Consider the following 20161-nt stretch of genomic DNA (forward strand, 5'->3'; position numbering starts at 1 on the left):
AAGCTATTGAAGCGTACTGACAAAATGTAAAAAATTTGGTGAAAAAGACCTTATTATCAATTAAGGAAAGGTTAAATGAGTTCTCACAACGAAGATTACGAAAAAGGAAGTTTGAGTTTAACTGGTACGGTCGCTATGGGTACTGGTGTAATGATTGGAGCCGGAATATTTGCGCTTACCGGGCAAGTCGCGGAATATGCTGGGTCGTTATTCCCTCTGGCATTCATTGTGGCTGCCATTATCAGTGGGTTTAGTGCCTATAGTTACATAAAGGTTTCAAACAAATATCCATCTGCGGGCGGCATCGCCATGATCTTAAAAAAGGCTTATGGCCCAAGTGCTATAACCGGAGGTGCCGCATTGTTGATGGCATTTTCAATGATCATCAATGAAAGCTTAGTGGCTCGAACGTTTGGCACATACACCCTTCAGCTATTTGATATACAAGAAAATAGCATATTCGTTCCTATATTGGCTATCGGGCTTATCATTTTTGCATTTGTAATAAACGTGGCAGGTAACAAAGTAATTGGAAGTGTTTCCAAGGTTACAGCCGTGTTGAAAATTGGCGGCATATTGATTTTCGCCCTCGTAGCTCTCTGGGCAGCGGGGTTTGCTTTTCAACCCGCCAGCGCTGATGTGAGTGAAAATGCCTCTGCTAGTGGCTTTTTAGCCGGTACCGCTTTGGCCATTTTAGCCTACAAAGGATTTACAACTATTACCAATAGCGGCGACGAAGTGGTCGACCCAAACAAAAATGTTGGGCGAGCCATTATTGTGTCTTTATTAATTTGTTTGGTTGTCTATTTATTAGTGTGCTATGCGGTTGGCTCCACACTAACGGTCGAACAAATAGTTGCTGCTAAAGACTACGCACTCGCTGAAGCGGCTCGCCCCGCCATCGGACAATACGGTGTTTGGTTTACGGTGGGTATTGCAATAATAGCGACCGCGTCGGGTCTACTAGCCAGCGTTTTTGCGGTTTCGCGTATGTTGGCAATGTTGACAGATATGAATTTGATCCCCCATCGGCACTTTGGTATGCCCGGTAATATTCAAAAACATACATTGGTCTTTACTGTAATTGCTGCGGGCTTACTTGCCGCTTTTTTTGATCTTTCGAGAATCGCCTCTCTAGGGGCCATTTTTTACCTAGTAATGGATATTATTATTCATTGGGGCGTATTGAGGGTACTTAGAAAAGACGTTGGAGCAAACCCACTGGTGGTGATCACCGCAATTATGTTAGATGTTGTTGTTCTTCTAGCATTCATTTGGATCAAAGGCAGTGATGATTTACAGATTATCATCATTGCCGGCATTGGCATTGTTGCTGTTTTTGCCTACGAGCGCTTTTTCCTAAGGCATAACGGCGACGACAAGGATAACGATGAGGAACATACCCACAAGGGCTAGCATTAAATAACTATGAGGTAATAAAAGTCTGGGAAATGCACGTTTATCGGCCTGAAAATTCTATAAAATTGAATTAGTCCGATAAACGTGTGGATAGGAGCTCTAAACGTCACACCTTCACAGATATTGATTGCCTGATTTCACTTGGCGCAGCCTGGTCACCACCCTTCACTTTATTCGCCTCTGCAATGGTGCTCTCTTCAGCTTCTTTCTTCTTACAGTTGGACGTTTCTGCTTCTGATGTTTGATGATTTTTTTCCAATTTATCATTCACAATCGTTTGATAAATTGGCGTGTTGTTAGAAATCTGCATTGATAATGCCTCCTAAAGGTCAAAAGGTTTTGAAAGATATTAAAGGTATTTTTTATTTAGAGCGCTTGCCTTGGTCAGTAACGTGACAACTCCATGGCTTGTGTTTAGCATTTTCACGAATGTTTTCGTCAACAAATTGATAATAACCTTCCTTGAAATGCGTCCACCAATCGTCTGAAATGTCGGCTCTGTGCATTCGAACGATATTCTCGATACCATCGAGTTCACAATGTGTGGCATCATAACCAACATGAAGGGTGTTAGATGACTCCTCAAACGACACTGCGTCAACACCAATAGTTGAATCGATATCTCTGATAATTAAATCTATATTGTCGGAAGTCACCCCGGTCAACCGAAGGTGACGAATAACCAAATTTAATTCATTCACACCAACTCTATGATATTTATTACTCATTGTTTTCTCCTGCCTATTAAAATGTTGAATTGTTTGACGGAAGCGATTTATCAAAAACGCTAATTGTCGTATTGGAGGTTTGAGCTGCTGAATTTAGGTAACCAGGCAGGCGTGGTCTCTTTATATGCTAAATAGCGCTCCCCAAATTCGGCTATCGCTGTTTTTTCTTCACGTTTGGCTAAGCGAATGTAGACTAATGTTAATATTGGAAACATGATTAACGTTGGGATTGTGGGCCATTGCAATAAAAAGCCAAACATAATGATAATAAAAGCTAAATACTGTGGGTGGCGACATCTTGCATACCACCCTGTATTAGCGAGCGAATGGCTTTTCTGCGCACGATGAAGAACATTCCATGCAGAAGATAAAATAAAGAAACCAGCAATGATAAGTATATTGCTAGTGATATGCAGTATGCTCCAATGAGCATCCCCCTCAAAACCTAAAATCGTTTGTAGCAAATGTCCATTTTCATGTGCTAGAAAATCTATGTTCGGATAAAGCTCTGTTAGCCAGCCTGACAAAAAATAGATGGTGAGAGGAAAGCCATACATTTCTGTAAACAACGCAAGAATAAAAGCGGAAAAAGCTCCTAAGCTTCTCCAATCAGTCTTTGATTGTGGTTTTACAAAGCTGAATGCAAAAAAAATAAAAATGGCAGAGTTTATGAAAACTAAACCCCATAGACCATAGTCAGAATCACCGTGCATCGTTCTCTCTCTTTTCTTCAATGTTGGTAGTTGTCTTTTGTTGACGCTCTTCTGTAAATGTCATCTGCTCTTCTTCTGTCTTTCTTTGCTCGCCATCATGATGGCCGTGTCCATGACTCCCGTGCATAAAAAAATGCATAAAGGGGCAAAGTAGCAGGATCAGGTAAGGAAAATACGGCCACACATGCTCGCCATGCTCAAAAAATAAAAAGTAACTTGCCGCAGCAATGAGTCCCAGTGCAGCCCAGCCTGAAGGTGTTTTCCAAAATGATAATTTTGAGTCGCTCATATTTACTCTCCTATTTGAATGCTAACCATCTATTGAACAGTTATCTTCCCTTTATACATTTGCATTTGGCAGTGAAATGCGTACTCACCTGCTGGCAGCCTCGGAAGCGATATGACTGTCTTTTTATTTAAAGGCAGTCGTTCTGAAATATCTAATTCGGGTATCGAAAGCATTTCTGCGCAAGGCGTTGCATCAGCTCTATGAAACACGATTTGCCTTTCTTCATTCGCTCTAATTTTGATGTGCGATGGTTGATAAATACCGTCTTTCACCAAGATCTCCAACGAACCTTCAGCGATACGAATACTTTGCTCTTTGTATAACCAAAACCACCAGATGATAAGAGCAATCAATACAATTCCTGTAAGGTTGATCCATAGCATTGTCACACTCTCCTAATGTTCTTTTGCTTTAAACAATCGCAGACGATTGGCGTTGGTAACGACGGTAAGTGATGAAAACGCCATCGCGGCACCAGCTATCACAGGACTTAATAAAAGACCAAAAAATGGATACAGAACACCGGCAGCGAATGGTATACCTGCAACGTTGTAAATAAATGCGCCAAATAGGTTTTGCTTAATATTGGTTAGAGTGGCTTTACTCACCGCAATTGCATCAGCAAGACCATGAAGAGAGCCCCGCATTAAGGTAATATCAGCACTTTCAATGGCTACATCAGTGCCTGTACCTATTGCAAAGCCTACATCTGCGTGAGCCAATGCAGGTGCGTCATTAATTCCGTCTCCTGTCATGCCCACAATTTCTCCCATTGATTGATACTCAGCGACTTTATTTGCTTTGTCCTCTGGCATAACCTCGGCCACAAACTCTGTGATACCCGCTTTTTCAGCCACTGCTTTTGCGGTTGAACGATTATCACCTGTGAGCATCACTACTCGTATTCCGTTGTTCTGAAGTCGCTTTATTGCATCAATAGAATCAGTTTTAATTGGATCGGCAACTGCAATTACTGCAACAAGCGATGAATTAACAGCGAAATACATTGGTGTTTTAGCTTCAGAGGCTAAGCCTTGGGCTTTTTCGATGTAGTCGCTAATGTCAATATCACGCTGCTTCATTAGCTTTTCGTTACCGAATAAAAGGGTATCTTCCTCAAACTTCGCTTCCACTCCCTGTCCAGCAATGGAAGAAAACTGAGTCACTTTCTTAGGTTCTATATTTTTTGCTTTGGCACTTTCAACGATCGCCATTGCTAGGGGGTGCTCAGAGCCAGCTTCGATACTCGATGCGAGCATTAGCACTTGTTTTTCATTTTGACCCGGTGCTAGCAATACATCAGTTACCTTAGGTGCTCCCTCGGTAATAGTGCCTGTTTTATCTAGAATCATCGTAGTAATCTTACTGGCTGTTTGCAGCGCTTCGCCGTTTCTTATCAACACACCCGCTTCTGCGGCTTTGCCTACCCCTACCATTACGGACATCGGTGTCGCCAAACCAAGTGCACACGGACAAGCTATGATAAGAACCGTCGTTGCAGACACAATTGCGTAAGCAACAGCTGGAGATGGCCCAAAGTTTAGCCAAACTAAAGCGCTTATTACGGCAATAATCATAACGACGGGTACGAAGTAAGCTGAGATAACATCGGCTAAACGTCCTATCGGGGGCTTTGAATTTTGAGCACGTTTTACCATGTTGATGATTTGGGCGAGCGCCGTATCTTTGCCTACACGCGTTGCCTTGAAAATAATAGAGCCCGATTTATTAATCGTACCAGCGACGACCTCTTCTCCCTGTGTTTTTTCTACTGGCATCGGCTCACCGGTCAACATAGATTCGTCAACTGTGGAGTGTCCCTCTACGACCATGCCGTCTACGGAAATTTTTTCACCAGGTCTGACTCGAATCAGATCGTCGAGCAACACTTGTTCTATTGGTATATCTACATCTTTACCGTCTCGAATAGCACGGGCTGTTTTAGCTTGCAGGCCAATTAAACGCTTAATCGCCTCTGAAGTCTTACCTCGCGCTTTAATTTCAAGAGCTAAACCAAGATTGATTAAACCAATAATCATGGCAGTAGCTTCAAAATACACGTGTCTGGCCATTAGCGGCACGATATCGGGAGCAAACACAACAACCATTGAATAAAGCCAAGCGGTACCCGTTCCAAGGGCTATTAATGTGTCCATATTCGCAGAATGATTTTTAAATGAATTCCATGCGCCCACATAAAAGTGTTTACCGGCAAAAAACATTACACCAAGAGTTAGCAATCCGACCGTTAACCAAACGAGTCTTTCAGTATTGGTTGTTACTGTCATTTCGCCAACGAGCAGGCTGTAAATCATCAATGGCACACCAAGCGATAACGCCACGGCCATCTCTCGCATTAATTTCTTGTAGTATTGCCAGTCGGCTTTTTCTTTTTCGTCTAGCGCTTCTTGCTCAGAATCACTGTCGTCTAATTTTGCTTTGTATCCGGCTTTTTCCACCGCTTCTATAATATTTGAAACCGATGCATCTCCGATTACCGTGACAACACGCTGAGCGAAATTCATCTCCGCTCGATCAACTCTAGGCAGATTGTTTAACGCCGCCTCAATTTTGTTGACGCAGCTGGCACAACTAGCTCCTTCAATTATAAATCGAGTTTCGGTTAGCATGTTGTGCTCCTGTTTGATTGTCTCTTTGAGCTTTGGAGTTTCGTTTGCGGATTGGGCTTGCTTGCTACAACAACAGTTTTTCTCTGTGCTTTTGGTAACTTTTTGAGTTGCTGTCATTTAGATTCCGTCGTGTAATTTTGCGCGTTCAACTTTTTTCTGTGCTCTGTATTTGCATAGATTCATATTTTTTGACTCTAATTGCATAGTGATTAGGGGCGATACGGGAGCAAGACAAAAAGTAATAAGGTTGCTTTTAAATTAAACATAATTTTAACGGTGTAAGACGTTAAGAACACGGCACTGGCATTACAGTTTGATTACTTTTCTGTCATTTATGAGATAAATAATTGGTATGCGCAAAAACAGTAATGTGAACGGCTACTAATTGACTAGAAGTCTTTTAGCTAGAAATTGGACTAGCCCAACATTATGAACATCTTTAGGCTATTATTCGCGAGAAGCGAGGTCACGAGCAATCAATAGTGTAGCCCTGAATTTTAAATTAAATTTCCACTGACTACGCATAATTTTTTGCACTTCGAGATAAATATTGCCAAGTGAAGATTGACAAAAATGTATCATACTTTGTGGACGTTTCGACTGGCTGGATTGCCCAAGATAGCGGACGGATCTGTTTAGATGAATTTGATCCCTTCAGAGCGATAAACAGACATCAGATGGTCAGCTCGGGAGAATAGACCCCTAAAGACAAATATTAGAAATTCAGATTTAAAAAATTCTGGGCTGGCCACACTTCGTAAAGCAGAAGCTCTAGACTCAATCAGATTTGGCCTGATGAGGCGTAAATTTCTTGATTAAAGTTAATTATGCAGAAAATATAGGATCTGTAATTGCGATTGTTGATATTGCCCCAACTGTATTAGTAATCTCAATTGTAGGTGAAAAATAGTTTGAATAGTAATATTGAACATTCGGAAAAAACTCTTCCAGAGGACTTGACCATTTCACTCAGGCAGTTTGAGAGTGAAGAGTTTGCAAAAAATTTTGGAGAAACTTGCATATATATTTTGAGCGAGCTCTCCAAACGTTTCAATTTGTCTAATTTGGACGGAGTAACGATTGCTTATGATTATTCGAGTGAAGTCGCGGCAATAGATCGAGGTTCTAATGGTTTTGGTGAATTAAAACCAAGCACTGGTGATGTAGAAGGAATCGCAATGGCTCCCGCAGTAATGCGAGACGGTAAAATCAAATCTCATCTTATATTAAATGCTAATTATCTAGTTCCTATGCTAGATTTTAACGGAAAGCATGTAGAAAAAGGTATAAACGTAATCGCACACGAGTGTGCGCATGTAGAATCAAATCACGCATTTTACGACTGCTTTCCAGAATATTCATACGGTAAAATAATTCATAGCGTAACCGAATATCTAAGAATACTTGCTGGTCAGGCATCTTGGGATGAGTATTTTGCAACAAAGCTTTCCGCCACGATCGGAGACAGTGATCCAAAAGCTTTTCAAGAGACTTTTTTGCGTGTTCTAGATACATCCGAAAAATCCATCTACTCAGTTCTTATTGACTACCAGCACCATCATGATGTAACTAAAGGTATCGAAGAAGTGGGAAACGCAGTTATTGAATTAATGAAGTTTGCTTCATATATGATTGGTGACTGCATAGGTAGAAAAGAAAACCCTTCAGAAATACCAAATGTAAAAGCAGCATTGAATAAAAGCTGGTTCTCACCTTATTTTTTCGAGTTGGTTAACTCTCTTAACGCACTTGATGAAGACTATCCTAATTGGCCTTCGTTTGAACCTTTTGAACGAGTTATGAGGCTTTACGATAGCGTTTTGGCCCACTATGGTGTAGTTGTTGAAAGTAGCGATTCAGATTCACCTTACGTTCATTTTTATAAAATGCCATTTTATGATGATTACTTATAACAACACGTTTAATTTTTTTACTGACCGAGAAAAGAATGCTGAACGTCATTCCATTGATAACATATTAAGTTCAAACAAACCTTAGTCCTCTATACGCAAACAATGGACATTAAATGCCTTAATAATCGACATCTGGTATGGCTGTCCTGCGTCGTACGAGCTAAGTTGATTGACTTATTAAGCATAAATTCCCGGATATACCAAATTAATTGCCTCACGCACATCATCTGTATAGTTGTCTTCTACAGAATCTAGATAACTGTGAAACTCATCCCAGTTTCCTACAGAAAATATCTTTGTATCACAAGGTTCTAAAAGCATTGATTCAGGGTCCTCGCACCATTGCTTCATGGCCCTGTCTATAAAAATTGCATCGCTGTAAGGACCGAAAACAGAAATGCACTCAGAATCATAGAATAGTCCAGCCAGTTTCCGGCGTGCATTGATGGGGTTAGTGTATGCTCCGTTCTTGACCATCTTTCGTAAAACCGCAAAAATTCCACACGAAACCTTGATATTTGGAATGCTTGTAAAATAATGCGATGAAAAAAATGCGCCTATTCTTCTTAATCGCTCATCAATTTTCATGGTTGTTCTATCACAATGAAGTAGCGATTCTACGTACATCGTGTCCATTGGAGCATCCATATAACTCATCAGGTTTCCAGTTCCAACATTGGCAACCATCTGTAAATACTGATTAAGCAAAGATCTCCCGTATCCTATGGCCTCCATACTTACATCTTCTTCAAAGGAAGTTGTCAGTTTTGCCCAGTCCGGGAACAGATTTACCAGACCTTCGATTGCAGCAGCCTTTCCTTGTCGGATAGCCTCTAAGTCGCCCAAGTAGGGACGTAAATCGATCCAAATATAATCATCCCATCCATGGATTTCATCGCGAAATGCATCGCGCTCTTCGATAGGTTGAATAATTTCTGACTTGGACCTAAATGCGTCAAATAATCGATGCATTTGTTCCAGCTTAATCTCGTAGGCTTCTCTAAATTTATAGCCGCGTGCAGTTTGCTTTATGAATTTATACAGGTTTTCTTGTTGCTCGTGTCTCCACAAGTGCGTTTCGTCTGTATGAACGGATGAATATGGACATACAACTAATTGCCTAGCAGCCATGTCTTTTATGCGATTGGCCGCATCTATAAATAATCGCTCTTGATCCCTAAAAGCATGAGACAGAAAAAACTGATCAAGATAAATTATCTTTTTTCGAATATCTGGGAGAGGGAACTTTGTCCGTTCTCCACAACTATTACACCCTCTATTTAGGATGTTTCTACTGACATTGACGTTCCCATACTTTCCTGTAACACCGCACTTGGGGCATGGTTCATAAAGATATCTGGATATCAGCACGCTTTTTTCCTTGTGAGCTTAACAACTTCATATCGAACCCATGGGTCATTTATATCATTTGTTGGTTTTAATATATTAACTGCCGTGTTGCCAAAGATATATTTTTAATAATTAATTAATTTTTTAAGAAGATAAAACGACCATAGGAACGTTTTTTTGAATATAGGAGTAAGTCATTGAAACGTCTCTTTTATGCACTCTGCAGTCTATCAGTCATCTTTGACTGGCATCAATAGACAGAGATCAGGCTTTCCAAAGGCAGACTCTGAACTGCTGCTTCAGATAAGAGAAGAGCCGCCGGTCGGAGTATATCAATAATCAAAAAGTAGTATGATACTCTTTTGTAAAGTAATGACACTTTATTGTCAGCCTACACCAATCTACACAATTGTAAGCTTCCCAGAATACACATTCATCGCGCTATAAAACTCATACTCGCCTGGCGGATAAGCAGAAAAGTTCACTGATACTTGTTTATTGAGTTTGAGTCTTATCGTTAATCCTAGCTCAGGAAAAACCAAATATTCCGAGCATAAATTTGAATCCTTTCTCAGAAAAACAATTTGATTAGCTTCATTAGCCGTTAACTTAACCGTAGCGGGTCGATAGTGGAAGTCTTTCACCTCGACTAAGATCCTGTCGCATCTCAGTCGTTTTTTAATGTGTTGGTGCAAAGTTAGTGTTGATATTAGTAAACATAGTAAAAATAATGCGCCGCTAATCCATAGCATTTAAAAATCCTTTGTTATTTGCTCCCTGAACAGCCACTTTTTGTACATTAAAAAGCGCTCGATAAAGCGATATGTAAGTCATTCAGTGCGTTTAGATTTATGAGGAGAACTAGTGAACAAATAGGGCAGCGTTTGCTACCCTTGAATAGTTTAATTAAGTGCTGATTATTTGTCGAACTCCACCATATCATGCTGGTATATCTGTCCTGTAACCACACTAGCGGTGGCAAAATGTTTATCCTTCTTTTCTCCGAGCTTCACTTTTCCAACAAACTCACGAGAATAGCCAGATTCCCCCTCATTTATGACAAGCTTATCCATTACCGTTCTATAAACGTTAAATACATCGCCTTTTTCGAGGCTTTCTGTATTTGCGACACAAATAACCAGGGTATTATCATCTTTTACAGTAACAACTTGTCCGCTCATTATATAGTCATGATATACACTGCTGGCGCAGCCGCTTAGCAGAGCAGTTGCGATTAGTATTAGTGTCGCTATTCTTATGGTCTTATTCATTTCAAATTCCTTTAAGAAGTTTATCCTTAGCTCAATACGCAACTACGTTGTTATTGAGCTGTGCAAACCGGCGTGCATATTATTTGCTTAGCATCTTTTAGTGTTCATGCATCTTTTTGGATTTTTCAATAGTATGCCCCATCATTTGCTCCATCATTTTTTCCATCATTTGGAGGCGCTTTTCCATCATAGACATTTTCATTTCAGCAGACATTTCCTTGCCATGCATCATGCTTGCATCACCTTTTGAGTGATGCATCATGCCCATCATATCTTGCATGCTGTTAGCATGTTCATTGAGCATTTGCTCTCTTTTCGCGGGGTCGTTTTCTTGTTTTATTTTCTCTAAGGTTTTGTTCATTTTTGTGATGTGTTCATTCATCTTTTCCATCGATGCATCATCCATCATACTCATCGACATATGCGACTTATCGCTGTGTTGATGCGCACTGGTGATACCCAACGGCGAGAATATTAAAAGTGAGGAAAAAGTGATTAAAAGAAGGTTTTTCATATTCAGTTTCCTTGTTGTTGAGTTAATGATTTCTGTCTTTTGATGCAAAAAAGCTACATCTAGCATCAAAATTCCATACTTCACTGTAGTTTAAAACAAGAGTTGTTTCACGGCAGAAGCATTACAATTTGATTACCTTTTGGTAATTAAATCTTGTTTAGTAATTAAGTTACAAGGCGGATAAAGCGGACGACATGAAAATGCGAAAACAATTTTGCAAAAAGATAAACGCTGCCTACCCATTAATAATAAAAAGTCGACAGCGCAGTATTTTTAATTAGACCAATGAATATGCGTGATCTTCCACTCATCATTCAATTTTTCTAAACCTATAGTTTCGTTGCCAATATGGTCTATTTCTTTTCCTTTGTATTGCCCTTTCACCGAGCTTCTCGACAAGGATATTGCATATGTGCCATTTTCTTTTACATGATGCTCCATGAGCTCAACTTGCATTTGTGATAAATACTTCATATCAGAAAGCATATGGTGACTCGCATACTCTTGGGCGCTTCTCTCTACACCTTTTCCTTCAAAAATCAGCACATCATCAGCCAAAAGACTTGCAGCTAAGTCACCATTTCCTGTTTCTAAAGCTTTATGAAATTTAAGTACTACAGTTGCTGCATCGGAATCAGTTCCGCTAAAGTACTGTGAGTTTTCGTTGTGTTTTTCATCTCCGTGAGCACTAACTGCTGCACTAAATGACAGTAGGAATGCAAAAACAGTTAAGGGTCTTAAAGCAGTTATTTTCATAAACATTTTCCTTTTCTTATTTTGGCGTAAACCGCCGATTATTTTCATTAAAGGTTCGGGCTCAGCGCAGTAGTTATTGAAGCTGTAACAGATAAAATAATAAGCCCAATAATGGACTCGAATTTGATTGATTTGAGCAATTTAACGCGCACACTTTCATCATGAGCTAGCCTAGGTACCCAAAAGAGCTTATGTCCAGCAGCTAAGGTCAGCATTAGCGCAACTGCAAGCAGTTTAGATAAAAAGGCTAGTCCATATTCACTGAAGAAAAGCTCCGACGGTGAAGACAGTAGCTGTATCAACATTACTACACCAACCGTGACTAAGATAAACACCAACACGATGGCAATGTTACCGTAACGTTTCATGATGAGAGCTAAATCGGAATGATTGAGTAAGTAACATGCAGTAATCAGTGGGTATAAAGAGCCTACCCACGTCAAACCAATCAATGAATGAATAGCAATCTGAATTTCGCCGAACGTGACAAACTGACTGGCATGTCCGGTCAGGGAGAACGTAAACGCTAGCGGCAGCAAAAATATTACACTGCTACCTAGCAAAATCTTGAAAGATACTAAACCATGACCGCGTTTGAGTTTTTGTAACAGAAACCAAGCAAGCAAGCCGAACAAAACAAAGATAACGGCGTGAATAGTGGCAATAGTTCCTACCTGTGAGCGCCACATCATCTCCATCATGAAAGGAGAAAACATGCCTGTAAGTCCCTGCTCTGCCATATAGCCAGTCTGAATGAAAAAACCAGCGACACTAGCAAAAAAACCAACGATTGAAAGACGAAAAGAGAAGCTTAAGGTAATCAGTTGCCAGCTTTGATGAGCATTCACTGCAACGCCCTGCTTGCTGCCTTTTAAAAGCAATAAAGTAGCGCAAGAGCCCATGATGCCCATCATTCCTAAATAAACTAGGAATTTGACAAACGCTAGTAATATCGTCCACCATTCTGGCAACATATCAATTTACCTTTTTAATGCTTAATAACTAATGACTCATACCTGAATGATCCATCGAAGTATCCTTCATGTCTTTGTGCTTCATTCCTTTCATCTTTTTACTCACATGCACCATAAATGAAAGCTGTCCTTTCATTTTATGACCGTCATCTCCCATGATGGTCCATGAAACCACGTAAGTATCCACAGCGAGCAGAGGTAAGCTGTAACTGTAGTTTTTGTTCGCCTCCATCGAAGGTTCAAAGCCAACATCCACGGTGTCACCTTTTTTACTGTTGACTTTTAAATCCACAAGACGCACATCATCTGCAAAATTTAGAACGAGCTTGTCTGGACTTTCCATCAACATAGCATTGTCTTTCGGCATTGATGACGCTAACGATGTATGAGCATAAACTTGTGTACTTAAGCTCAGACTTAAAGCGAAAAGTACGATGATTATTGATTTCATATTATTTCCTTAGTAGGTAGTTTATTTAAATAATTTTGTTGTTATTGTTTGATATCGTAAAAAGCCTGTCGTTGGTGGCGGACGGATTCTCGCAGACGCATAGTGGCGGGCGAAAGAGTTCGCCACGCTACCACTTGTCGACAATACTCTTATAAAATTTCTTTCCTTGCTTGAAGCGAGCATCAGAAAGTATCCGGCAAGTTTTTAATTTGCCTTTTCTTCCACAGAAAGTATATAGCGGGTAAAACCAACAAGGTCAGAAGTAACGCGCTAACCATGCCGCCAACCATTGGGGCAGCAATACGACTCATGACTTCAGAGCCAGTGCCTGTGCCATAAAGTACGGGTAGTAACCCAAATATTATGGTCGCTGTGGTCATCATAACCGGTCGAACTCGTAATCCAGCACCATGCATCACCGCCTCACTTAACATGTTGATGGTAGGTTTAACACCCTCAGATTTACATTTGTCGACCAGTGCTTGATACTCATGATTTAAGTAAACCAACATGATCACGCCAATTTCTACGGCAACACCTGCAAGTGCAATAAAGCCGACGCCGACGGCAACTGAAAAGTTGAAGCCCTCTATGTACATCAGCCAGATACTTCCCACCATAGACAGTGGTAAAGTCCCCATAATGATCGCTACTTCAATGAAATTTCGAAAGTTTAGATACAGTAGAATAATGATGATAGCTAGCGTCAAAGGAACCACATAGGTTAATTTCTCTTTTGCCCGCAACATATATTCATATTGTCCAGACCAGTTCACCGAATAACCTGCCGGCAAGACTAGTTGTTCGCTCACTGCTTTTTGGGCTGAAATTACATAGGAACCAATATCTACACCATCGATATCCACATACACCCAACCATTTAGTCGTGCATTTTCACTTTTGATGCCTGGAGGACCATCTTCAATATACACATCCGCCACATCGGCCAAAGCAATGCGTTTACCCTGAGGTGTAACGATGGGTAGCAAAGACAAAGACTCAGGCGATGACCGATAAGACTGCGGGTAACGAACATTTACAGGGTAACGCTCTAAACCTTCAACGCTTTGAGTCACGTTCATTCCGCCGATGGCACTTGAGACAACTTGTTGCACGTCAGCGATGTTTAGACCATATCGAGCAGCCTTTTCGCGTTGAATATCTACTTTGACATAACGTCCTCCTGCCACACGCTCGGAATAAACAGAGGCAGTCCCATCAACATCAGAAAGTATGGTTTCAATTTGCTGTCCAATCTTCTGAATTTCCATAAGATCAGGACCACCAATTTTTATACCAACGGGCGTCTTTATGCCTGTTGCCAACATGTCAATTCGCGTCTTAATAGGCATTACCCAAGCATTTGTTAAGCCCGGCAATTTGACCACCGAGTCAAGTTCCTTTATTAAATCATCAGTTGTTAAACCTTCTCGCCACTGCTCTTTAGGTTTTAATTGAATAAAGGTTTCTATCATCGTTAAAGGTGCCGGGTCAGTTGCAGTATCAGCACGACCCACTTTTCCAAATACGGAGTCAACTTCTGGGACGGTTTTGATCAATTTGTTAGTTTGTTGTAACAGCTCTCTCGCTTTGCCAATTGATATACCGGCATAGGTTGTTGGCATGTACATCAAATCCCCCTCATCTAAAGGCGGGATAAACTCGCTACCGATTTTGTTCACGGGCCACAAACCTATCGCTAGCACTAAAACCGCAGCTAACATTGTTAACTTAGGAAAACGCAGCACAGTTCTAAGCGTAGGCATGTATAAAAACGTTAAAAAGCGATTCACCGGATTTTTACTTTCAGCAAGTATTTTACCGCGCACAAAATATCCCATAAGAACTGGCACGAGCGTAATTGCAAGTGCTGCTGAGGCCGCCATGGCATAAGTTTTGGTGAAAGCAAGTGGTGAAAACATTCTCCCTTCTTGTGCCTCAAGCGTAAACACAGGCACAAAACTTACCGTTATAATTAGAAGGCTGAAAAACAATGCAGGGCCTACCTCAGATGCTGAATCCACAACTATTTGCCATCTGTTCTCTTTAGTTAAAGGGGTACGCTCCATGTGTTTATGCATATTCTCAATCATCACTATCGCCCCATCGCTCATCGCACCGATCGCAATAGCAATTCCGCCCAACGACATAATGTTGGCATTGATACCTTGCATATACATCACAATAATTGCTGTGATAATGCCTACTGGAATGCTAATAATAGCGACAAGTGACGAACGCACATGGAACAAGAATGCGATGCACACCAGTGCAACGACGATAAACTCTTCCACTAATTTCGATGCGAGGTTATCTACCGCTCTTTCTATTAGTGCAGAGCGATCGTAAACCGTGACAATTTCGACGCCATCTGGAAGACCTTTTTTAAGGTCTTCAAGTTTCGCTTTAACGCCATCAATAGTCTTTTGCGCATTTTCACCAAAGCGCATAACAACGACACCGCCAACCGTTTCTCCTTCACCGTTCAACTCAGCTACACCTCTGCGCATCTGCGGACCAAGACGGACATCAGCAATATCTTTTACTAAAAGCGGCGTTCCATTATTGTTTACACCTAAAGGAATGAGCTCAATATCCCTTTTACTTTCTATGTAACCTGTCGCGCGAACCATATATTCAGCTTCAGCCATTTCAATGACGGATGCGCCCACCTCCTGATTACCGCGCTTGATGGCCATTTGAATGTGAGAGAGCGGAATGCCATATGCTCGCAACTTCTCAGGATCGACCTGCACTTGGTATTGCTTTACCATGCCACCAATAGCTGAAACTTCAGAAACGCCTGGCACCGTTTGAAGCTCATATTTAAGGAACCAATCCTGTAAGCTTCGCAGTTGGCTGATATCGTTTTGCCCCGTTTTGTCGACAAGAGCATATAGATAAACCCAACCCACGCCGGTAGCATCTGGCCCCAATTGTGGTCTTGCGTTTTCGGGTAAATTAGGCGCGACTTGCGATAAATATTCAAGCACTCGACTACGCGCCCAGTACAAGTCAGTGTCGTCATCAAAGATGATGTAGACATAAGAATCGCCAAAAAAAGAATATCCTCTCACTGTTTGCGCTCCAGGCACTGACAGCATTGAGGTAGTCAAAGGATAGGTAACTTGATCTTCTACCACTTGAGGCGCTTGCCCTGGATAACTAGTCTTAATAATTACCTGTACGTCCGACAAATCAGGCAATGCATCAACCGGCGTATTTTTAATGGCAAACAAACCACCACCCACTAGAATGAGCGTCGCCAGTAGCACAAAAAATCGGTTATTGACCGACCATCTAATTATGGCAGCTATCATTGATGAGCTCCTTGATGGTCTGAATGATTAGAATGTTCCATGTTTTGGGTATCGTTCATGTCAGTCATTGAGCCCATGATATGGACAGTTGCCACTTCAAAACTTCCAGAGTCGGTTTTGACAATTTCCATGTGCAGTGACATACCGGCTTTCAATTCTTCAATAGCAACGCTATCGGCAACATCGAAATCCATTGTCATACTCGGCCATTCCCACTCATCAATAGGACCGTGGTCAACGTTGATTTTTCTGCTCTCCATCATCACGTTATTTATGGTTGCCTCTGTCCAAACCGACATAATAGGCTCTTCCATACTGTGCATTGCGTCATGACCTGAATCAGTGCTGTCCGCAGAGCTATTCATATTTTCAATATCATCCATATCACTCATTTCATTCATCGAATCCATGATATGAATGGTGGTTACTTCGAAACTTCCCGAGTCAGTTTTAGTGATTTCCATATGAAGTGACATGCCGGCTTTTAACTCATTAATGTCGACGCTTTCGGCAACGGTGAAATCCATTGTCATGCTCGGCCATTCCCACTCTTCAATAGCGCCATGATCAACATTTATCATTCTATGATCAGTCATCACGCTATTTACGGTCGCCTCGGTATATACCGACTGTGAAGTCGCTTCAGGCTCCTCCATCCTTTTGAAATCAGAACTAATGCTGCTTTCTGAATCGAGTAAAAATTGTGCTGACGTAACGATTTTGTCGTTGAGTCTCAAGCCTGATAAGACCTCCGTATATTCATCAACTACCTGTCCTACTTCTACTGACACCGACTTAAACTTTCCGTCTCCAAGTGCTAAAACCACTCTATCTTGGCTACCCGTTCTGATTACCGCCTCAGAGGGCACGAGCAAATTCTCATCTGTTAAATCAGAATGAATCGTTACCTGAGCGAACATGTTAGGTTTTAGTGCATAATCATCATTGGTAAATCTCAGCCTGACTTTAAGCGTCCTAGTCGATTCATCTAGGGTTGGATAGATATAATCAACATCTCCAGTCCACTCTTTACCCGGGAGATATTCTAAAGTCATAGTCACAGGCAAACCCTCTTGAATTTGAGCAGACTGTCGCTCAAACACCTCAGCGTCTACCCAAACTTCATCCAAGGCACCAATTGATAAAATTGTGAGTCCTGGCTTTACGTAAAACCCTTGGCGCACATTCAAATTATCAACAAAGCCAGCTTGGGGTGCATAGAAGGTAATTGTTTGCTGAACTTTACCAGTTGAGATAAGCGATTGAATTGCAGATTCTGGCATTTGCAGCGCTTTTAACCTTGTTTTTGAAGCCTCTATCAGCTCCTTATTTGAGCGTTTTAAAGCAATAAGATATTCCTCTTGAGCATTTACGAGTTCGGGAGAATAAAGCGCGTATAGTGGCTCGCCCTTTTTGACATATTCGCCCGCTGCTTTTACGTATAGCTCATCTATCCAACCCTCTATCCTTGGGTGAATATGAACGAGTGTATCCTCATTGTATTGGATATAACCTACGGTTTTTATGGGTACGTGCAAAGACCGTTTCTCCACTTTAGCAGTACGCACACCTAAATTGTTCACGACAGTTGGCGAAATTTTCACCGTACCTGGGCTATCGCCTGCGCCTTGTTCATCTTCGTAAACAGGGACTAAATCCATGCCCATAGGGGACTTCCCAGGCTCATCTCTTCTATAGTTTGGATCCATTGGCGCAACCCAATACAAAGGCTGCTTTTCTCCAGCATCCGCCTTACTATCTTGTGAGCCATTTGAGCTTGGTAATATTGAGTAGGTAAGAGCTGTAATTACAGCGCCTGCTATCACGCCTATAGCGATTGCGTTAACAGTTTTCATTGGTTTGCTCCAAATTCAGATACAGCTTTAAGACTCTGCTCAGAAAAAAAGTAATTCAGTTGAATTTTTGTTTTAAGTAGTTCGACTTCGATTTCTAATGCGTCAATACGAGCATTTAGATCAGCGATCCTTGCTCTCACAACCTCAGCGAAATCACCATCGTCATTGGTGTAAGCTGTTAACGCGGCTTCTGCTTGTTCGCTTGATTGCTGTAGAATATTGGTGCGATATAAGGTTTGTCTCTCCAGCAGTCTTTGTCTTGCTGCAAATATGGATTGCATTTGAGCAAGCATGCCTCTGAGCACTAAACGTTTTTCAGTTTTAATTGCTTCTGATTCGTTAACGGCGGCGCTTACTTCTTTATCTTGTTTATTTTCTGTAAACAAGGGGAGGTCAAAGCTAACGCCGATTGAAAGAAAATCTGCTCGGCTTCTGTCCATTTGGTCATCTGCTCGATATGCATAACTGGCGTTTACGCCCCATTGGGGCTTGTATTGCTGTTTTGCTAGTTCGATACCCGTTTGACTAGACTTAATCCTACTTTCCACCGCTCTGAGTAGAGGATGCGAGAGAAGTCTGTTCGCCAACATTTGTTGGTTATTGACTTTTAGCATTTCATAGTAGGCATTATCTATCTCTTCAATTTCGGGCAAACCGTCCGGCAATTCAAGAGCGACTGCATTAAAAGAGTGGCTAAAAACGCCCGCATCTCCTCCCGTCAACCATTCTAAAAGATCGGCCGAAGCAGTTTCCTTTTTAGATGATAGCTTTGTCAGTCTGTCTTCAAGTCGCGCGAGTTCTAGCTGCGCTCGGATAATATCTTGTTGCCTGACTTTACCGACGGCAGAGGAGTAATTCGCTTCAGCAATTTCACTGAGTTGTTCAAACAAAGATCTGTCGTTCTCAATTAGCGAAATGCTTTGCTGCGCTAGATAAACGTCTAACCACTTCATAGAAACGGCAACTTGTGTTTTGGCTATTCTGTCCAATCGCATAAATGGATGCTGCGTTGCCAATTCTTCGAGTTGCTTGCGTCTAATACTCAAGCTTTCTCCACGAGGAAACATCTGTGAAATGCCAGCTTTAATTTGAGTCATAGGCTCTTGGTCGAATGCAAAACCATCAGTAGGGATGTTTGCCAACCCTAAAGAAACAACTGGATCAGGCAAAGTATCTGCGGCGATACTTGAAGAAATAGTCGCGTTTTCCCGATATTGGCTACCTTCCAACCACGGGTCCTTTTGAATAGCTTGGGCAACAGCCTGCTGCAAAGTAAGGGGGGTCTTTTGTTCTGCTGATATTTGACCACTTGTTGTAACAAGCAAAATCAGGCATGCAAAGCCTTTAAAAGCACTCATCAGAATTGCTCCTCATACGAATTCACCTCGGCAAAAACCTCTGCCGTACCGTCATCTTTGAGCAATAACACTTGATATGGTCTGAATTGCTCACCGTTCTCCATTCCAGGACTGCCAACAGGCATACCCGGCACTGAGAGGCCGATAGAGCCTTGCGGAACATTATCTAAGTATTTAACAATAAATTTGACGGGTATATGACCTTCGAAAACATACCCTTCAGTTGACACCGATGTATGGCAGGAGCGGTACATTGGCTTGATTCCGAGATCTTGTTTTTTAGTAGTGAGAAAAACTATATCATCTACATCAGTTTGGATGCCTTGAGATTCAGCATGATCAATCCATCCTTGACAACATCCACACGACTCGCGTTTAAAAACGTCCAACATTAAAGTTGACTCAGCATCTTGAGAATTTGTCTTATTTAGTTCAGTGGTAACTGATTCATTTGTGCATGCAACGACAATAGTCACTGAAAAAAGCAGCACTAATTTAGTAAAAAGCAATTTTATTGGCTTCATTTGATTTCTCTTACTAACGATTTAAATGTCGACCACAGCCTTTATTGGGCGGCGTTCGATATTGGAACTTTGACGAGCTTCGCCAAATTCTTAGA

19 protein-coding genes are annotated in these 20161 nt (G+C 41.4%); 2 read left to right on the forward strand and 17 right to left on the reverse strand.

The window, feature by feature from the left end; genetic code table 11:
- The first annotated feature begins 75 nt into the window (after positions 1–75).
- Complete coding sequence (locus ACNKW3_RS11485; protein WP_427399440.1) at positions 76–1416, forward strand: APC family permease; 1341 nt, start codon at positions 76–78, stop codon at positions 1414–1416.
- A 109-nt stretch (positions 1417–1525) separates the two neighbouring features.
- Here ACNKW3_RS11485 and ACNKW3_RS11490 read toward each other — a convergent pair whose 3' ends face one another.
- From ACNKW3_RS11490 to ACNKW3_RS11515, 6 genes are read right to left on the reverse strand one after another with little or no spacing between them, the layout of a single operon-like run.
- Positions 1526–1729, reverse strand: coding sequence for a hypothetical protein (locus ACNKW3_RS11490; RefSeq protein WP_136251527.1), 204 nt, complete (start codon positions 1727–1729; stop codon positions 1526–1528).
- A gap of 52 nt (positions 1730–1781) precedes the next feature.
- Positions 1782–2147 carry a cation transporter gene (locus ACNKW3_RS11495; protein ID WP_427399441.1) on the reverse strand — a complete coding sequence of 122 codons (366 nt, stop codon included), beginning with the start codon at positions 2145–2147 and terminating at the stop codon, positions 1782–1784.
- Between the two features lie 59 nt (positions 2148–2206).
- Positions 2207–2860, reverse strand: a complete 654-nt coding sequence (locus ACNKW3_RS11500; RefSeq protein WP_427399442.1) for a methyltransferase family protein — start codon at positions 2858–2860, stop codon at positions 2207–2209.
- Positions 2850–3149 carry a DUF2933 domain-containing protein gene (locus ACNKW3_RS11505; protein WP_427399443.1) on the reverse strand — a complete coding sequence of 100 codons (300 nt, stop codon included), beginning with the start codon at positions 3147–3149 and terminating at the stop codon, positions 2850–2852. The genes ACNKW3_RS11500 and ACNKW3_RS11505 overlap by 11 nt, the downstream gene beginning before the upstream one ends.
- A gap of 29 nt (positions 3150–3178) precedes the next feature.
- Positions 3179–3532 carry a cupredoxin domain-containing protein gene (locus ACNKW3_RS11510; protein WP_427399444.1) on the reverse strand — a complete coding sequence of 118 codons (354 nt, stop codon included), beginning with the start codon at positions 3530–3532 and terminating at the stop codon, positions 3179–3181.
- Between the two features lie 12 nt (positions 3533–3544).
- Positions 3545–5779, reverse strand: coding sequence for a heavy metal translocating P-type ATPase (locus ACNKW3_RS11515; RefSeq protein ID WP_427399636.1), 2235 nt, complete (start codon positions 5777–5779; stop codon positions 3545–3547).
- Positions 5780–6690: 911 nt separating this feature from the next.
- On the opposite strand from ACNKW3_RS11515, the gene ACNKW3_RS11520 reads away from it, so the two are divergent.
- Positions 6691–7692: a hypothetical protein gene (locus ACNKW3_RS11520; protein ID WP_427399445.1), complete on the forward strand. Its 1002-nt coding sequence runs from the start codon at positions 6691–6693 to the stop codon at positions 7690–7692.
- A 177-nt stretch (positions 7693–7869) separates the two neighbouring features.
- On the opposite strand, the gene ACNKW3_RS11525 is transcribed toward ACNKW3_RS11520, so the two are convergent.
- The 11 genes from ACNKW3_RS11525 to ACNKW3_RS11575 form a co-directional block, all read right to left on the reverse strand.
- A complete protein-coding gene (locus tag ACNKW3_RS11525) occupies positions 7870–9063 on the reverse strand; it encodes a hypothetical protein (RefSeq protein WP_427399446.1) in 1194 nt (397 codons plus the stop codon).
- Between the two features lie 380 nt (positions 9064–9443).
- A complete protein-coding gene (locus tag ACNKW3_RS11530; protein ID WP_427399447.1) occupies positions 9444–9794 on the reverse strand; it encodes a cupredoxin domain-containing protein in 351 nt (116 codons plus the stop codon).
- Between the two features lie 165 nt (positions 9795–9959).
- Positions 9960–10313, reverse strand: a complete 354-nt coding sequence (locus tag ACNKW3_RS11535) for a hypothetical protein (protein WP_427399448.1) — start codon at positions 10311–10313, stop codon at positions 9960–9962.
- A 97-nt stretch (positions 10314–10410) separates the two neighbouring features.
- On the reverse strand, positions 10411–10827 hold the full coding sequence (locus tag ACNKW3_RS11540) for a hypothetical protein (RefSeq protein ID WP_427399449.1): 417 nt from the start codon (positions 10825–10827) through the stop codon (positions 10411–10413).
- Positions 10828–11100: 273 nt separating this feature from the next.
- Positions 11101–11583 carry a YybH family protein gene (locus ACNKW3_RS11545; protein WP_427399450.1) on the reverse strand — a complete coding sequence of 161 codons (483 nt, stop codon included), beginning with the start codon at positions 11581–11583 and terminating at the stop codon, positions 11101–11103.
- A gap of 47 nt (positions 11584–11630) precedes the next feature.
- The gene (locus ACNKW3_RS11550) at positions 11631–12557 is read right to left on the reverse strand and encodes a copper resistance D family protein (RefSeq protein WP_427399451.1); all 927 of its coding nucleotides are present in this window, start codon (positions 12555–12557) and stop codon (positions 11631–11633) included.
- Positions 12558–12585: 28 nt separating this feature from the next.
- Complete coding sequence (locus ACNKW3_RS11555) at positions 12586–13008, reverse strand: copper resistance CopC family protein (RefSeq protein WP_427399452.1); 423 nt, start codon at positions 13006–13008, stop codon at positions 12586–12588.
- Positions 13009–13190: 182 nt separating this feature from the next.
- Positions 13191–16328, reverse strand: coding sequence for an efflux RND transporter permease subunit (locus ACNKW3_RS11560; protein WP_427399453.1), 3138 nt, complete (start codon positions 16326–16328; stop codon positions 13191–13193).
- Positions 16325–18184: an efflux RND transporter periplasmic adaptor subunit gene (locus tag ACNKW3_RS11565; RefSeq protein WP_427399454.1), complete on the reverse strand. Its 1860-nt coding sequence runs from the start codon at positions 18182–18184 to the stop codon at positions 16325–16327. The genes ACNKW3_RS11560 and ACNKW3_RS11565 overlap by 4 nt, the downstream gene beginning before the upstream one ends.
- A complete protein-coding gene (locus tag ACNKW3_RS11570; RefSeq protein ID WP_427399455.1) occupies positions 18181–19542 on the reverse strand; it encodes a TolC family protein in 1362 nt (453 codons plus the stop codon). The genes ACNKW3_RS11565 and ACNKW3_RS11570 overlap by 4 nt, the downstream gene beginning before the upstream one ends.
- Complete coding sequence (locus ACNKW3_RS11575; RefSeq protein ID WP_427399456.1) at positions 19542–20066, reverse strand: DUF411 domain-containing protein; 525 nt, start codon at positions 20064–20066, stop codon at positions 19542–19544. The genes ACNKW3_RS11570 and ACNKW3_RS11575 overlap by 1 nt, the downstream gene beginning before the upstream one ends.
- Positions 20067–20161 lie beyond the last annotated feature (95 nt).

Origin of the sequence: Glaciecola sp. 1036, from assembly GCF_050306235.1 — a bacterium.
In the GTDB taxonomy this organism is placed as follows: domain Bacteria; phylum Pseudomonadota; class Gammaproteobacteria; order Enterobacterales; family Alteromonadaceae; genus Glaciecola.

Excerpts from the sequence above, each read along its gene's own strand:
- ACNKW3_RS11485 (WP_427399440.1), top strand. The coding sequence starts at position 76 with ATGAGTTCTCACAACGAAGATTACGAAAAAGGAAGTTTGAGTTTAACT.
- ACNKW3_RS11490 (WP_136251527.1), bottom strand. The coding sequence starts at position 1,729 with ATGCAGATTTCTAACAACACGCCAATTTATCAAACGATTGTGAATGAT.
- ACNKW3_RS11495 (WP_427399441.1), bottom strand. The coding sequence starts at position 2,147 with ATGAGTAATAAATATCATAGAGTTGGTGTGAATGAATTAAATTTGGTT.
- ACNKW3_RS11500 (WP_427399442.1), bottom strand. The coding sequence starts at position 2,860 with ATGCACGGTGATTCTGACTATGGTCTATGGGGTTTAGTTTTCATAAAC.
- ACNKW3_RS11505 (WP_427399443.1), bottom strand. The coding sequence starts at position 3,149 with ATGAGCGACTCAAAATTATCATTTTGGAAAACACCTTCAGGCTGGGCT.
- ACNKW3_RS11510 (WP_427399444.1), bottom strand. The coding sequence starts at position 3,532 with ATGCTATGGATCAACCTTACAGGAATTGTATTGATTGCTCTTATCATC.
- ACNKW3_RS11515 (WP_427399636.1), bottom strand. The coding sequence starts at position 5,779 with ATGCTAACCGAAACTCGATTTATAATTGAAGGAGCTAGTTGTGCCAGC.
- ACNKW3_RS11530 (WP_427399447.1), bottom strand. The coding sequence starts at position 9,794 with ATGCTATGGATTAGCGGCGCATTATTTTTACTATGTTTACTAATATCA.
- ACNKW3_RS11535 (WP_427399448.1), bottom strand. The coding sequence starts at position 10,313 with ATGAATAAGACCATAAGAATAGCGACACTAATACTAATCGCAACTGCT.
- ACNKW3_RS11540 (WP_427399449.1), bottom strand. The coding sequence starts at position 10,827 with ATGAAAAACCTTCTTTTAATCACTTTTTCCTCACTTTTAATATTCTCG.
- ACNKW3_RS11545 (WP_427399450.1), bottom strand. The coding sequence starts at position 11,583 with ATGAAAATAACTGCTTTAAGACCCTTAACTGTTTTTGCATTCCTACTG.
- ACNKW3_RS11550 (WP_427399451.1), bottom strand. The coding sequence starts at position 12,557 with ATGTTGCCAGAATGGTGGACGATATTACTAGCGTTTGTCAAATTCCTA.
- ACNKW3_RS11555 (WP_427399452.1), bottom strand. The coding sequence starts at position 13,008 with ATGAAATCAATAATCATCGTACTTTTCGCTTTAAGTCTGAGCTTAAGT.
- ACNKW3_RS11560 (WP_427399453.1), bottom strand. The coding sequence starts at position 16,328 with ATGATAGCTGCCATAATTAGATGGTCGGTCAATAACCGATTTTTTGTG.
- ACNKW3_RS11565 (WP_427399454.1), bottom strand. The coding sequence starts at position 18,184 with ATGAAAACTGTTAACGCAATCGCTATAGGCGTGATAGCAGGCGCTGTA.
- ACNKW3_RS11570 (WP_427399455.1), bottom strand. The coding sequence starts at position 19,542 with ATGAGTGCTTTTAAAGGCTTTGCATGCCTGATTTTGCTTGTTACAACA.
- ACNKW3_RS11575 (WP_427399456.1), bottom strand. The coding sequence starts at position 20,066 with ATGAAGCCAATAAAATTGCTTTTTACTAAATTAGTGCTGCTTTTTTCA.